Source organism: Marinobacter sp. UBA2688 (genome assembly GCF_002352785.1).
Lineage (GTDB): Bacteria > Pseudomonadota > Gammaproteobacteria > Pseudomonadales > Oleiphilaceae > Marinobacter > Marinobacter salarius.
In genome coordinates this window covers 24,066-39,414 of sequence record NZ_DELU01000015.1, presented here as the reverse complement: position 1 = coordinate 39,414, position 15,349 = coordinate 24,066, and the positions used below count along the sequence as shown (strand labels likewise).

The following is a 15,349-nucleotide window of genomic DNA, read 5'->3' as shown; positions in this document are numbered from 1 at the left end:
AAATAACGCAGTATAACCAACTCGCCGGGGTTTACCGCAACTAAGCGCCGGCCAGTCATGTTTTATGCGACGGGGATAACAACAGAATGTCGGGCACCAAACTAGAGAATCTGAATGTGGCGAGTCAGGAACCTTTGATTACCCCTGAAGCGCTCAAGCAGGAGATGCCGCTTTCCGGCAAGGCCGCGGAAACCGTGGAAAAAGGCCGCCAGGCCATCTATGACATCATGGACGGCAAGGACCATCGCCTGTTTGTGGTGGTGGGCCCCTGCTCCATTCATGATGTCGAAGCTGCCCGGGAATACGCCGCCAGGCTGAAGAAGCTGGCAGAAGAAGTCAGCGATACCCTGCTGATCGTCATGCGGGTGTATTTCGAGAAGCCTCGCACCACCGTTGGCTGGAAAGGGTTGATTAACGACCCCCACCTCAACGACACCTTCGACATTGAACAGGGCCTGCACATCGGCCGTCGTCTGCTCCTGGATATCTCCGAGTTGGGACTGCCCACGGCGACAGAAGCACTGGATCCTATCTCCCCGCAATACCTGCAGGATACAATCTCCTGGTCCGCTATTGGCGCGCGCACCACAGAATCTCAGACTCACCGGGAAATGAGCAGTGGCCTGTCCATGGCCATTGGCTTCAAGAACGGTACCGATGGCAGCCTGGACGTTGCAGTTAATGCCATGAAGTCGGTCTCTCACCCTCACAGCTTCCTCGGCATTGACCAGCAGGGCAAAGTCGCGGTTATCCGTACCCGGGGTAACAATTACGGCCACGTGGTTCTGCGTGGCGGCGGTGGCAAACCCAACTATGACTCAGTCAACGTTGCCCTGTGTGAACAGGCGCTGGAGAAATCCAAACTCCGTCAGTCGATCATGGTTGACTGCAGCCACGCCAATTCCAGCAAGGACCCGGCCATACAGCCTCTGGTATTGCAGGACATCACCCATCAGATCGTTGAGGGCAACCAGTCCATCCAGGGTTTGATGGTGGAAAGCAACCTGAACTGGGGCAATCAGTCGATTCCTGAAAACCTGGCCGATCTTAAATACGGTGTGTCCGTGACGGACGCCTGTATTGACTGGGAGACCACTGAAAAAGCCCTGCGTGACATGCGGGAGAAGCTGAAGGACGTTCTGCCGAAGCGTCGGGGCTGATTTCAGCCACCGATCCAGTCGAGCCTGCTTCTCAAGGTCACCACGTTGCCGATGATGACCAATGTGGGGGCAGGCACCGCATTCCTCTCCACCCTTTCCACGATGTTTGTCAGGTCCCCGGTCACAACCTGCTGGTGGGGCGTTGTCCCTCTTGAAACGAGCGCCACCGGCATCTCCGGAGACATACCGTGGGCAACCAGTTGCTGGCAGATAATCGGTAGCCCGACCAGGCCCATGTAGAACACCAGGGTCTGGTTGTTCTGGACGAAATCCTTCCAAGGCAGGTCGCAGGTGTCATTCTTCAGGTGGCCGGTGACAAACCGAACTGACTGGGCGTGGTCCCGGTGCGTAAGCGGAATGCCGGCGTAGGCGGCGCAACCGGAAGCAGCGGTAATGCCGGGCACCACCTGGAAGCGCACACCGGCCGCCGCGAGGGTTTCAATCTCCTCGCCGCCACGGCCAAAAATAAAGGGATCACCACCCTTGAGCCGCACCACTTTGCGTCCCTTGCGGGCGAGTTCCACCAGGCGGCTGTTGATCTGATCCTGGGGCAAGGTGTGGTTAGCACGCTGCTTGCCCACATGAATACGCTCGGCGGATTCAGGAATAAGTGACAGGATTTCCGGCGACACCAGGCGGTCGTACAACACCACTTCCGCTGACTGGATCAGGCGCCACGCCTTCAATGTCAGTAACTCCGGATCACCGGGGCCGGCACCCACGAGTGCAACCTCCCCTTCGGAGCTATTCGGATTTTCCGTTACCGGATTCTTGTGGTACCGAACTGGTGCAGGCTTTGCACCAACGCCCTTCCATGGTGCATCGTCGAGTCTGTCACTCATTGTATTCTGTCTACGCCTCCCATATACGGTTTCAGGACCTCGGGAACCAGGATGCTGCCGTCTTCCTGTTGATAATTCTCCATCACCGCAATCAGTGCGCGGCCAACGGCAAGCCCGGATCCGTTCAAGGTATGAACGGGCTCCGGCTTATTGGTTTCCGGGTTACGCCAGCGTGCATGCATGCGCCGTGCCTGAAAATCCCTGGCGTTGGAACAGGAAGATATTTCGCGATATTTGTCCTGGCCCGGTAACCAGACTTCGATGTCATAAGTACGGGCGGCCGCAAAACCCATGTCGCCGCCACAGAGGTCAACCAACCGGTACGGTAGTTCGAGGAGCTGCAGTACCTTTTCGGCGTGCCCGGTCAGCGCCTCGAGCGCCGCTTCGGAGTCCTCCGGGCGAACGACCTGCACCAGCTCCACCTTGTCAAACTGGTGCTGGCGGATCATCCCGCGGGTATCACGGCCGTAAGAGCCGGCTTCACTACGGAAACAGGGAGTGTGGCAGACCAGCTTCAGGGGCAGTTCTGCTGCATCAAGAATGGTGTTGCTAACCAGGTTGGTGGCCGGAACCTCCGCCGTGGGAATCAGGTAAAGAGGCTTCTCCCCGTCCATGCGGAAAAGATCTTCCTCAAATTTGGGAAGCTGGCCCGTCCCAAAGAGCGTGTCTGCGTTGACCAGGTACGGCACGTAGGCTTCCGTATACGCATGCTCGTCGGTGTGGAGGTTGATCATGAACTGGGCAAGCGCCCGATGCAGGCGGGCAACCGGGCCGCGCATCACAGCAAAACGGGAATGAGCCAGACGAGTGGCGGTCTCGAAGTCCAGGCCACCAAGGGCTTCGCCCAGGGCAACGTGGTCCTTTGGTTCAAAATCAAAGTGTTTGGGGGTACCCCAGCGACGCACCTCAACGTTATCGTCTTCGCTTTCTCCGGCCGGCACGGTGTCGTCGGGCAGGTTCGGTATGCTGGCGAGGAAGTCGTTCAATTCCTCCTGTAACACCCGCAACTCGTCTTCCGCTTCTGACTTCTGTTTCTTCAGGTCTTCCACTTCGTCCAGTAATGGCTGGATGTCTTCACCGGCCGCCTTGGCCTTGCCAATGGATTTGGATCGGCGGTTCTGCTCGCCCTGCAGAGTTTCCGTTTTCACCTGGATCGCGCGACGGCGCTCCTCGAGCTGATCGAATGTGGCTTTGTCAAAGGTGTACCCCTTGATAGCAAGGCGACGGGCGATCTCTTCAGTCTGGGTGCGGACACGTTTGGGATCGAGCATGATTATCCTGTTTCTGTTGTTCACGATTGACTGGGCATTATACCTGCGCGGCCGGCTATGACCACAGCGGGCGAAAGCGGCTAGCGGATTTCAGCGTTGCGGGTAACGCTTGCGGTCGCTGTTGCGGTTCCAGTCGTCGAGCCGGTCACGCTTTTCGGCGAGTTTGATTTCCAGGCCCCGATGGACTGGCTCATAGTAACGGCGCTGGTGAATGGCCTCGGGGAGATAGGATTCTCCGGCGGCGAATGCTTCCGGCTCGTCATGGGCATAACGGTATTCGTCACCGTGCCCCATGGACTTCAACAGTTTGGTGGGGGCGTTGCGCAGGTGAACGGGGACCTCATAGTCCGGGTCATTGCGGATATCGGCCATACACTGGTTAAAGGCGGAATAGACCGCGTTACTCTTGGGCGAAAGGGCAAGATAGGTAACTGCCTGAGCGAGCGCCAGTTCGCCCTCAGGGGAACCCAGTCGCTCCTGGGCCTCCCAGGCGTCCATGGCAATCTGCAGCGCCCTCGGGTCGGCATTGCCTATGTCCTCGCTGGCAATTCGCGCCAGACGCCGGGCCACATACAACGGATCACAACCGCCATCCAGCATGCGACATAGCCAGTACAGGGAGCCATCGGGGTCGGAGCCCCGCACAGACTTGTGAAGTGCCGATATCTGGTCGTAGAAGACATCGCCGCCTTTATCGAACCGCCTCAAGCTGGTTTGCAGCACCTGTTCCAGATGATCGGAGGTAATTCTGGCGGCGCCGTCTTCATCAGGCTCTGCAAGATCCGTTGCCACTTCCAGAATATTCAGCGCACGCCTGCCATCGCCGCCCGATGCGGTTGCCATCAGCTCCAGGACGCTCTTTTCCACGGTGAATCGCCCTGCCAGCCCCTCTGGTGAAGACAGTGACCGCCCAAGCAGTTCCAGAATGTCGGTTTCTTCAAGGTTCTTCAGTACATAGACGCGGGTACGGGAGAGCAACGCACTGTTCAGTTCAAAGGAAGGGTTCTCGGTGGTGGCACCGACAAAGATGAAAGTACCGTCTTCAATGTGAGGAAGAAACGCGTCCTGCTGGCTTTTATTGAAACGGTGAACTTCATCGACAAACAGCAGGGTGTCGCGCCCTTCGCTGCGCTTGCGGTCTTTCGCCCGCTCAACAATGAGACGGATATCCTTTACACCGCTGAGAACGGCCGAAACGGTCTCAAAGCTGAGATCACTGAGGTTGGCCAGCAGGCGGGCGAAGGTGGTCTTACCGACACCCGGAGGGCCCCACAGGATCATGGAGTGGAGCTGTCCCTGCTCAACCGCCCTGCGGAGCGGCTTGCCCTCGCCCACCAGATGTGACTGGCCGACGTATTCATCAAGGCTCGCCGGGCGCATTCGCGCAGCCAGCGGGCGGAAACCCTGCTGTTCCGCGAACAGGCTATCCTGCATCAGGCCCCGTCCCGGATCACATCCACGCTGTCAGGGTAATTCAGGGTAAACGCATTGTCCTCCACCGGGGCGTTCAGGCGAATGTCCTCGAAACTGAGAACGCTGAGCTGCGCCAGTGAATCCTGCATGCGCATTTCCTGCAGCTCACCGTTATGGAAGGTCAGCCTCAGGGATACGAACAGGGAATCCTCGCTTCGCGGTTCCAGGGTGAACTCACGGATATTCTCCCCAGGAGAGCGGGAGGACACGCGATAGGTCTCATTGAGGTTATCAACCTCACCACTCAAAAGAAGCGCTGGTGTTGTCTGTACACGCTCGTCCAGGTTGTGGATGGTGACCTGTTCCAGATCCGGATCGTAGACTTCCACGGTTTCACCGTTGCTGACGACGAACTGTGAATGGGGTTTTCGGGTTTCCCAGTAAAACAACCCAGGACGCTTGGCCTTCAGGGAGCCACGGCTCTCCTGAACGCGATTGCCGTTTTCGTTAACCACGATCTGAATAAAATCAGACTGGAAGGATTCGTAATTCTTGAGCAGCGCAGACAGATCCGCTGCGGCCTTTGCACTGGTATCTTCCGCCATGGCCGGCGTGATCACCGATATCAGGGCCGAAAACGCGGTGACCAACCAAAGGGCTTTTGCTGAAACTCTCATGAATCGCTACTCCTAATCTCTCGGTGGCGGTGGTGCCAGAACTTCACGGGCGCCATTATGCCCGGCTGCGCTGACCACACCGGATGCTTCCATGGCGTCGACCAGGTTCGCGGCCCGGTTATAGCCGATCTTGAATTTACGTTGTACGGATGAAATTGACACCCGCCTGCCCTCAGTAACAAAGGCTACTGCCTCGTCGAACAGAGCATCCCCCTCACTGTCACCGCCGCCTTCACTCAGGTTAGGCACGCCAGGCAGGTTCTCGCCTTCGGCCCCGTTCAGTACATCGTCCACATAAACGGGCTCTCCACGAGCCTTCCAGGCACTGACAACCCGGTGGACTTCGTCATCGTCTACGAAGGCACCATGCACCCGTACCGGCAGTCCAGAGCCCGGGGGCAGGTAGAGCATGTCACCATGCCCCAACAACTGTTCCGCCCCACCCTGGTCCAGTACCGTGCGGGAATCGATCTTGGACGATACCTGGAAGGACATCCGCGTCGGAATGTTGGCCTTGATCAGGCCCGTGATAACGTCCACAGACGGCCGTTGTGTAGCCAGGATCAGATGAATGCCGGCGGCACGGGCTTTCTGGGCGATCCGCGCAATGAGCTCCTCGACCTTCTTCCCAACGATCATCATCATGTCAGCAAATTCGTCGATGACCACCACGATGAACGGAAGGGTTTCCAGTTCCGGGCGTTCCTGCTCGTCATCCGCCAGGTACTCATCCGGCTTCCACGTTGGGTCCAGCAGTGGCTCACCCGCGGCGGCTGCATCCTTAACCTTGCGGTTGTAGCCGGCCAGGTTGCGTACACCCAGGCTCGCCAACAGCCGATACCGGCGCTCCATTTCCGCTACACACCAACGCAGCGCGTTGGCCGCGTCTTTCATATCGGTGACCACCGGCGCCAACAGATGCGGAATACCATCATAGATGCTCAATTCAAGCATCTTGGGGTCGACCATGATGAAACGAACTTCTTCGGGAGTGGCTTTCAACAGCATGCTCAGTATCATGGCGTTGACGCCCACCGACTTGCCGGAACCGGTTGTGCCGGCCACCAGCAGATGCGGCATCTTCGCCAGATTGGCCACCATCGGGTTACCGCCGATGTCGTTACCCAACGCCAGGGTCAAGGCAGACGATGAGTCCTGGAACACCCGGGCGTTCAACACCTCACTGAGCCGGACCATTTCCCGCTCTTCGTTCGGTATCTCGATACCCACCACGGACTTGCCCGGAATCACCTCAACCACGCGAACACTAAGGACCGCCAAGGAACGGGCAAGATCCTTCGCCAGGTTGGAAATCTTGCTGACCTTGACGCCTGGCGCGGGTTTAATCTCAAACCGGGTAATAACCGGCCCGGGGTTAACCTCGACCACTTCCACGGAAACGCCGAAATCCGCGAGCTTTTCTTCCAGCAACCGCGACATGTGTTGAAGCGACTCCTCGGAATAACCCCTTTCCTTGTGCTCCTCCGGTGGGTCCAGCAGGGTTATGGGCGGAATGGTGCTTTCAATATCTTCCAGCAACGACGCCTGTTTGCTCTTGGCGCCATTGGTGCTGCCGGCGGACTGATCATCCCGCTTGAACGGGGATATCTTCAGGGATTTCCCGGGCGGCTTGGAATTCCCCTTTGGCGACGGTTTGGCCACCGGTGTCGTGTCATCCTGGGAGCTGAAGCTTTCCAGCCGAGCGGGTTCGGCATCATCAACTGGCAGTACGCCTTCCAGGCCCGGTTCTTTTCGCTCTGGGCGTGATGCAGGTGCCTTGACCTTTTCAGCACGCGGACCCAGGCGCAACAGGCGCCGCCACCAGGAGTTGCCTGCCGCCGGGGTTTTCTGGGTTGCCACCCTGTCCCGCACCGTGGGCGGCTCCGCTGGTTTCTTCGCGGGTTCGGGTGCAGCCGGGGCTTTTGCTGCCGGTTTGGGCTTTTCCTTGTCGGAAGAGGAGAAAAGGTTTTTGATGGCATTACCGATACGGAGCGTCAGATTGCCAACCTGATCCATCAGCCAGAACCAGGACATCCCCGTACTGACCGTCAGTGCAAACAGGAAAATCGCAATGAGCAGCAGCGTCGTGGCCGGCAGGTTGAAGAAGCGCACCATGGCCTCAGACACCGCGGAGCCCAGCACACCGCCCGACGTTACCCCAAGACCGAACACAGAATAGAGCGACAGTAGGCTTGTCGCCGACAGCAAGATCAACAGGAAACCGCCAAAACGTAGCAGAAACAGCGGCATGTGCATGTCGATAGGATCATTCCGGCGGCGAATCAACATCAACGCATAGCCGGCGATCATTACGGGAAACAGAAAGGCGACATGGCCGAAAAAGTCACGTAGTAGACTGGCCAACCAGGCGCCCGTTCGGCCTGCGTAATTCTGCACACTGGTGTCGTGGCCAATGCTGGCCCAACCAGGATCCGAAGGGCTGAAGGTAACCAGCGCCATTCCCAGATAAATGCACAGTGCGATCAGGGCGATCACCGCTCCTTCCCTGGCTCCCTGGGCCAGGAAGCGACGGAACCGCTCCTGTTTTTCGGTCAACTCACCGGATTTTTTCGCTTTTACGCTCTCAGCCATGAATGCTCAGACAGTTCCCTGACGGTAATTTTCAAGAGCCTCAAACCCGCGTTGCAGATCGGTTTTGAGGTCCTCAACAGCTTCGATACCCACCGAGATCCGTACCAGATTTTCGGTAATACCCGCCTGAACCTTGTCTTCCGGAGACAGGCGACCGTGCGTGGTTGTGGCCGGATGGGTAATCGTGGTTTTGACGTCACCAAGATTGGCGGTAATGGAGATCATTCGCGTCGCATCGATGAACGCCCAGGCCTCTTCCCGGCCACCTTTCACGGTAAAGGAAAGGACTCCACCAAACCCGCTTTGCTGACGCTTCGCCAATTCATGCTGTGGATGATCGGGCAAACCGGCATAGAATACATGATCCACCGCGCCCTGCCCTTCAAGCCATGTCGCCAACTCTAACGCATTGTCACAATGGGCGCGCATACGGATTGGTAAGGTTTCCAGACCCTTGAGGAAAACCCACGCGTTGAATGGGCTCAGGGTGGGACCGGCAGAACGAAGGAAGCCGTAGACCTCCTCCATCAGTGTGTTGGGACCAATAACGACACCACCGACACATCGGCCCTGGCCATCCAGATACTTGGTGGCAGAGTGAATGATAACATCGGCGCCATGCTCAAATGGGCGCTGCAGCACAGGTGTACAGAAACAGTTGTCCACGACGAACAAGGCGTCATTCGCCCGGGCCAACCCGGACAGTGCCTCCATGTCGGCGACTTCGCACAACGGGTTCGTTGGCGTTTCGATGAACAGCATCCGGGTTTCAGGGCGCACCGCAGCCTGCCATTGCGACATATCCGTCAGGCCCACAAAGGTGGTGTCCACACCGAACTTCGCCAGGTACTTCTGAAAAAGCACATTGGTGGTGCCAAACACGCCCCGCGAGCAAATCACGTGATCACCCGCTTTCAGCAGCGCCATGCAGGTCGCCAGGATGGCCGCCATGCCGGACGACGTCGCTACAGCACGCTCACCGCCTTCCATCGCCGCAATACGGGATTCAAACGCCTGTACCGTGGGATTGGTAAAACGGGAATAGATATTGCCCGGCTCCTCACCACCAAACCGGGCCGCTGCCTGTGCGGCACTGCCATAAACGAAGCTCGACGTTGGGAAAATTGCGTCGCTATGCTCCAGTTGGCCGGTGCGAATCTGACCGGCACGGACCGCGAGAGTGTCCACCGACATGCCCTCAAGATCCGACTCGGGGATCAGAACATGTTCTTCGCGGCGATAGGTCATGACAAACTCCTGTTTATGGCCATGCTGGGTCAGTCTTCGTCGTTATACAGATCAATAATGCCGTTGTCGGAGGAATCCCCGGCACCGGCTTGGGACATGTTCTCGTCATTGCGGGCCGCCTCCAGTTTATTGAGATAGGCTGCGTCCACATCACCAGTAACGTAATTGCCGGTAAAGACGGAACACTCCCACCCCTCGATCTCCGGATTAACGTCATTCACACAGGTAATGAGATCATCCAGATCCTGGTACAGCAACCAGTCCGCGCCGATGAGCTCGCCAATCTCCTGAACACTTCGGTCGTGGGCGATCAACTCGTTCACCGACGGCATATCAATGCCGTAGACATTGGGGTAACGAACCGGGGGCGCTGCTGACGCGAAGTAAACCTTACGGGCACCGGCATCTCTGGCCATCTGCACGATTTCCTTGCAGGTGGTTCCCCGCACAATGGAATCGTCCACCAGCATGACGTTCTTGCCCCGGAACTCGAGATCGATCGGGTTCAGCTTCTGGCGCACGGACTTCTTCCGCATCTTCTGGCCCGGCATGATAAAGGTACGGCCGATATAGCGATTCTTGATAAAGCCTTCACGGAACTTCACCCCCAGCCGATGCGCCATCTGCATCGCAGAGGTGCGACTGGTATCCGGTATCGGCATCACCACATCGATATCATGGTCCGGACGCTCCCGCAGCACCTTCTCAGCCAGAGTTTCCCCCATCCGCAGCCGCGCCTTGTAGACCGATACCTTGTCGATAATGGAATCTGGCCGCGCAAAATACACGTGCTCGAATATACAGGGGTAAAGGTGGGCTTCCTCAGCGCACTGCTGGGTATAAAGCGTGCCATCGGTTTCAATGTACACCGCCTCACCCGGCGCGATGTCCCGCACCAGTTTGAAGCCCGCGGCACTCAGCGCCACGCTCTCGGAGGCAATCATGTACTCCTCACCCTCTTCGGTCTTGCGCACGCCATAACAGGCCGGGCGAATGCCGTTGGGGTCTCGGAAACCGACGATGCCATATCCGGTGATCATGGCTATGACCGCATAGGCGCCGCGGCAGCGTTTGTGCACGGCCCGAACAGCCGCAAAAATTTCTTCCTTGGTCGGGTCGAGTTTGCCCAGTTTCTGAAGCTCATGGGCAAACACGTTCAACAGGACTTCGGAATCAGAGTTGGTGTTGATGTGGCGGAGATCGGTGCGAAACAGATCACGGCTAAGGTCGTCGGCGTTGGTCAGGTTGCCGTTATGGGCCAGGGTAATGCCGTAGGGGCTGTTGACGTAAAACGGCTGCGCTTCCGCCGAGCTTGAACTGCCCGCCGTGGGATACCGAACATGGCCGATACCAACATTACCCACCAGGCGGCGCATGTGACGGGTACGAAATACATCCCGCACCAGGCCGTTGTCCTTGCGCAGGTAAAAACGCTCATCCTGAAAGGTAACAATTCCCGCCGCATCCTGGCCCCGGTGTTGTAATACGGTCAGCGCATCGTAAAGCGTCTGATTCACGTTGGAAGTACTGACTATGCCGACAATGCCACACATGGATACGGTAATCTCCGAAGCGTTAATACTGAATGTTAGCGGGACGCGGAAGCGGGTTCCACGTTATCTTCCTGCTGAGAACCGGAGGGGTTATCCATTTCCCCGCCTGCCGGCCCGAGAAAGCGGGCAAATTCGTCTCCGAGGGTTCTTCTTGACCAATCTTCCACCACGGCCAGACGGTCTATCATGATGGACGTACGCCACCAGGTGTCCTGTGCCAGCGGCGTATAGCGGGTAAGTGCAATCCCGACAATCACCACCACAACGCCCCGTAACAGGCCGAATCCCATACCGAGCACTCTGTCAGTGGCGGAAAGCCCGGTCGCCCTGACCAGATGGCCGATCATGTTATTGATTATGGCACCAACAATAAGGGTACCAAAGAACAGGATCGCGAAGGCGGCGACAAGCCGCACAAGCGGCGTTTCAACGGTGCTCTCGAGGAGAGATTGCATCTGGGGATGGAATGTCCGGGCAAGGATAAACGCCCCCACCCACGTGATCAGCGAGAGCGCCTCTTTCACAAAGCCACGCTTCAGGCTGATTAGGGTGGAAACAGTTATCAGGGCAATGATGACCCAGTCGATCCAGATCAGCGCATCCATGGAAAACCCGGTGAAAATAAGGAAGCGCGAATTCTATCAGGAAACGTCACCCGACCAAACCGCCCTGTGCGCATAAGTGACCGGAGAAGCACGGGTTATTTGTCGCCGGAGGTCACCAGGCTGTTGAGACCAAAGGCTTTGTCGAGCGCCTGTTTTGCTCTTTCAGCTTCCGCCTTTTCCGCGAAAGGACCACTAAAGACACGGGTCAGCTCGGTGTCACCGCGTGTCACCTGCTGCAGGTGGGAGTTGTAACCCTTGTCACGAACCTTGTCACGCAACCGCCTGGCGTTATCACCACTGCCAAAACTGCCCAACTGGACAACCCACGCGCCTTCCAGCGAGCGGGTATACTCCGCTGAATCCGTCTCAGTGGCCGGATCAGCGGAGCCGGTGGTGGCGGATGACGACGGCTCTTCAGATGGCGCTGGCTCTGGAGGATTCTGAGGTTCTTCGATGGCATTGGCGACAGGTTGAGGCTCTGTACCCGCCATGTCAGCATCGGGTGTTGGTTGGTCGTTTGACGGCTGGGGGGCCGAGTCCGGCTCGCCAGCCGCATCGCTTTCCTCAAGCCGGTACGCCGGGGCATCGGAGAGTTCCGGCTCGGGTGCATCCACTTCGGGGAACGGCGGCTCTTCCGGGATCTTGATTGTGGTGGATTCGCGCTCGGAATGTGGTTCATCGAACATCATCGGCACAAAGATTACGGCAAGTGACACCAGCACGAGAGCCCCGATGATTCTTTGTTTCAGTCCGTCCACGTTAGGTTGTCCCCTGTTTGTTCCTGCCCCGCCATCATTGACGACTTTCTGTGCCCGATACTAACCGCCCAATGCTGAGAACTCAAAGCTTCGACGACGGAATGAAGGATATTTAAGGCGCCGTTCTCCCCAGGGATACCCGGGCCTGCGCTACTGTGTAGAAGGAGCCGAATATCACCACCATATCCTCCGGACCGGCGCCACCCAGAGCTTCCTCCACGGCCGCTGAGACCGAGACGGAAACTGTGGCTGCAGGCAGCGGAAGCAGACCACCTATTCGGTCAACCAGCTCAGGACCGGACAACCCACGATGAACGTCCAGACCAGCCAGGTGCCACTCGTCGACTACCGGAGCCATTGCGCACGCTACCCCTTCCACATCCTTGTCTTCGAGGGCGGCGTAGACAGCAATAACACGACCGGCCCCGGGCTCCCGCCGCCCGATTCGAGCCGCCAGCCAGTTGGCGGCGTGGGGATTATGGCCGACATCAACCACCACCTGAGGTTGCTGCTGCAAGACTTCATAGCGACCCGGCAACGTCAGCCGGGCGATAACCTGCTCAATGGCACTGGGCGCCAATTCCGGCGCCAACTGTCTGACAGCAACGACTGCTGCGGCCAGACTGTGGACGGGAAGCCCGTTGTCTGGAAGCAATACCCGGTCGCCGTAGCGAGGCTGCTCCAGCCAAAGACTGCCAGCTGGTGCTATGCCTGGGTCGCACGGCACCAATTGATACGTCTCTCCAGGCCTTTCCAGCTGGACCTTCTGGGCGGCCGCCTGCTGCAATACCGACTCAGGTGGATCGATATCGGCGTAGACAGCGGGTATGCCGGGGCGAAGAATGCCCGCCTTCTCAAAACCGATGACCTCACGGTTGTCCCCAAGAAAGGCAACGTGATCGATATCAACGGAGGTAATAATGGCCAGATCCGGATCCAGAACGTTGACCGCATCCAGGCGCCCGCCCAGCCCAACTTCAAGAACCCAGTCCTCGACACCCGCTTCCTGGAACAGTACAAAAGCAGCGAGGGTTCCAAACTCGAAATACGTCAGCGTGGTATCACGGCGAGCTTCCTCCACCCGGGAAAACGCACGGACCAACTGGTCATCGCCAACATCCGCCCCGTTGATCCTTACCCGCTCGTTATAGTTCTGGAGGTGGGGAGAGGTATAGGCCCCGGTCGACCGCCCCGATGCCATTAACAGCTTCTCAAGTGCCGCTACCGCACTGCCTTTTCCATTGGTACCTGCGATGGTGATGATTCGCCCGGCCGGATTGCGGCGAAACAGGCGTCGCAACACCAGCAACACTCGGTCGAGGCCAAGGTCGATTTCAGAAGGGTGGATCGATTCGAGGTAACCAAGCCACTGGTCAAGCGTGGCTTTATCGCCCGGGACAGCATTGCCCCGGGCGACAGGGCTATTCTGCGGGGGCATCGGTTTCCGGTCGCTCCGACACTTCGAACTCGATGGGCGCTTCCGTGGCCGGCTTATCCAGATCGGTAAACTTGGCCAACAAGGCAGCAATGCGCTCACGCATCTGATGCCGATGAAGAATCATGTCGATGGCGCCATGCTCCAGCAGGAACTCGCTGCGCTGGAAACCTTCGGGCAGCTTTTCACGAACAGTTTGCTCGATAACACGAGGACCGGCGAAACCGATCAGCGCATAAGGTTCCGCAATGTTCAGATCGCCCAGCATGGCAAGACTTGCGGAAACGCCACCGAATACCGGGTCGGTCATGACCGAGATATAGGGAATGCCCTCCTGCTTCATGCGCTCAAGCACGGCGGCCGTCTTGGACATCTGCATCAGCGACAGGATTGCCTCCTGCATCCGTGCGCCACCGCTGGCAGAGAAACACACCAATGGAATCCGCTCTTCCAGGCACACATTGGCCGCCTGAACGAACTTTTCACCCACGACCTGCCCCATGGAGCCGCCAAGGAAGTTGAATTCAAAGGCCACCGCAACCAGCGGAATATCCAGGCAGGAGCCACGCATGGCAACCAAGGCATCTTTCTCACCAGTGGCTTTCTGGTTCTGGCTCAGGCGATCCTTGTAACGCTTGCTGTCCTTGAACTTCAGGCGGTCCCAAGGTTCCAGATCAGCCGCGATCTCCTGGCGGCCGTCGGCGTCCAGGAAAACATCCAGACGACGGCGGGCAGTTATCCTCAGGTGATGCTGGCACTTGGGGCACACGTCCAGATTCTTATCCAGCTCCGGCTTGTACAAAAACGCCCCGCACTTGGGACATTTCTTCCACAGACCTTCAGGAACACCGGTCCGTTGTTTGGATTCCGAGCGGATCTTGCTCGGCATGATCTTGTCCAGCCAGTTACTCATGATCTCATCCTGTCCTTTGATGCCTGCGGGAACCCGACTGTCACGAAGCCAGGCTGTCCAGTGCTTCTCGCATCGGGTGGAGCAGATCCGACAATGCCCGTTTGAGCTGATCAGGATCCGCCTGATTTCGGGCTATTGTATCGACCAGTACACTGCCGACAATTACACCATCGGATACCCGACCGACCGCTGCCGCTGTTGCAGCGTCACGAATACCAAATCCAACACCCACCGGAAGCGCAGTCAGTTCGTGAATATGGGACACCTTCGAGGCCACTTCATCCACATCGATCTTACCGGCGCCCGTAACACCCTTGAATGAAACATAGTACACATAGCCCGAACTGTGCTCACTGATTGCACGAATTCGGTCGTCCGTCGTGGTTGGTGCCAACAGAAAAATCGCATCAAGGTTCCGGGCCGTGAACAACGGCGCCACTTCGTCCGCCTCTTCCGGCGGCAAATCCACCGTCAGGATACCGTCAACCCCGGCATCAACAGCCGCGTCAGCGAATTTCTCCTGACCCATGGCCTCCATCGGGTTGAGGTAACCCATCAGCACGACCGGTGTGGCATTGTCTTTCTCACGGAACGTTTTCACCATTCCCAGCACCTGACGCAATGACGTCCCGTGCACCAACGCTCTCTCACACGCCTGTTGAATCACCGGGCCGTCCGCCATTGGGTCGGAGAATGGTACGCCCAGTTCGATGATATCAGCACCCGCCGACACCAAAGTGTGCATCAGGTCAACGGTCAGATCCGGATGTGGATCGCCAGCGGTAATGTACGGAATCAGCGCCTTGCGACCCTGCCCTTTCAGGGCTTTCAGCACCCCTTCGATTCGACTCATGCCTGCTCCTGTGATTATTCCTGCACTGC

General features: G+C 57.8%; 12 protein-coding genes and 1 pseudogene. 1 reads left to right on the top strand and 12 read right to left on the bottom strand.

Translation table 11 applies throughout. From position 1 onward, the window contains the following. Positions 1–86 precede the first annotated feature (86 nt). Complete coding sequence (locus tag B3M52_RS08495; protein WP_036205509.1) at positions 87–1,160, top strand: 3-deoxy-7-phosphoheptulonate synthase; 1,074 nt, start codon at positions 87–89, stop codon at positions 1,158–1,160. 2 nt (positions 1,161–1,162) lie between these two features. Here B3M52_RS08495 and cobA read toward each other — a convergent pair. The 12 genes and pseudogenes from cobA to trpA all read right to left on the bottom strand — a co-directional run. After that, a pseudogene (gene cobA / locus B3M52_RS08490) lies at positions 1,163–1,984 on the bottom strand (uroporphyrinogen-III C-methyltransferase); the annotation flags it as partial. A 14-nt stretch (positions 1,985–1,998) separates the two neighbouring features. Continuing rightward, positions 1,999–3,273, bottom strand: coding sequence for a serine--tRNA ligase (gene serS / locus B3M52_RS08485; protein WP_041333307.1), 1,275 nt, complete (start codon positions 3,271–3,273; stop codon positions 1,999–2,001). A gap of 90 nt (positions 3,274–3,363) precedes the next feature. Continuing rightward, the gene (locus tag B3M52_RS08480) at positions 3,364–4,707 is read right to left on the bottom strand and encodes a replication-associated recombination protein A (RefSeq protein ID WP_091643882.1); all 1,344 of its coding nucleotides are present in this window, start codon (positions 4,705–4,707) and stop codon (positions 3,364–3,366) included. Continuing rightward, the gene (gene lolA / locus B3M52_RS08475) at positions 4,707–5,363 is read right to left on the bottom strand and encodes an outer membrane lipoprotein chaperone LolA (RefSeq protein WP_036205504.1); all 657 of its coding nucleotides are present in this window, start codon (positions 5,361–5,363) and stop codon (positions 4,707–4,709) included. The genes B3M52_RS08480 and lolA overlap by 1 nt, the downstream gene beginning before the upstream one ends. A 12-nt stretch (positions 5,364–5,375) precedes the next feature. Continuing rightward, on the bottom strand, positions 5,376–7,955 hold the full coding sequence (locus B3M52_RS08470; RefSeq protein WP_091643879.1) for a DNA translocase FtsK: 2,580 nt from the start codon (positions 7,953–7,955) through the stop codon (positions 5,376–5,378). 6 nt (positions 7,956–7,961) lie between these two features. Further along, positions 7,962–9,203: an O-succinylhomoserine sulfhydrylase gene (locus B3M52_RS08465; RefSeq protein ID WP_036205500.1), complete on the bottom strand. Its 1,242-nt coding sequence runs from the start codon at positions 9,201–9,203 to the stop codon at positions 7,962–7,964. A gap of 29 nt (positions 9,204–9,232) precedes the next feature. After that, complete coding sequence (gene purF, locus B3M52_RS08460; protein ID WP_036205498.1) at positions 9,233–10,756, bottom strand: amidophosphoribosyltransferase; 1,524 nt, start codon at positions 10,754–10,756, stop codon at positions 9,233–9,235. Positions 10,757–10,791: 35 nt separating this feature from the next. Beyond that, positions 10,792–11,361 carry a CvpA family protein gene (locus B3M52_RS08455; RefSeq protein ID WP_036205497.1) on the bottom strand — a complete coding sequence of 190 codons (570 nt, stop codon included), beginning with the start codon at positions 11,359–11,361 and terminating at the stop codon, positions 10,792–10,794. Between the two features lie 95 nt (positions 11,362–11,456). After that, entirely contained in the window at positions 11,457–12,119 is a 663-nt protein-coding gene (locus tag B3M52_RS08450; RefSeq protein WP_091643877.1) for an SPOR domain-containing protein, read from the bottom strand. Positions 12,120–12,231: 112 nt separating this feature from the next. After that, positions 12,232–13,557, bottom strand: coding sequence for a bifunctional tetrahydrofolate synthase/dihydrofolate synthase (gene folC / locus B3M52_RS08445; protein ID WP_091643874.1), 1,326 nt, complete (start codon positions 13,555–13,557; stop codon positions 12,232–12,234). Then, positions 13,541–14,467, bottom strand: coding sequence for an acetyl-CoA carboxylase, carboxyltransferase subunit beta (gene accD, locus B3M52_RS08440; RefSeq protein ID WP_041333302.1), 927 nt, complete (start codon positions 14,465–14,467; stop codon positions 13,541–13,543). The genes folC and accD overlap by 17 nt, the downstream gene beginning before the upstream one ends. Positions 14,468–14,507: 40 nt before the next feature. Further along, positions 14,508–15,320 (bottom strand): tryptophan synthase subunit alpha, encoded by an 813-nt coding sequence (gene trpA / locus B3M52_RS08435; RefSeq protein WP_036205493.1) that lies wholly within the window; start codon positions 15,318–15,320, stop codon positions 14,508–14,510. Positions 15,321–15,349 lie beyond the last annotated feature (29 nt).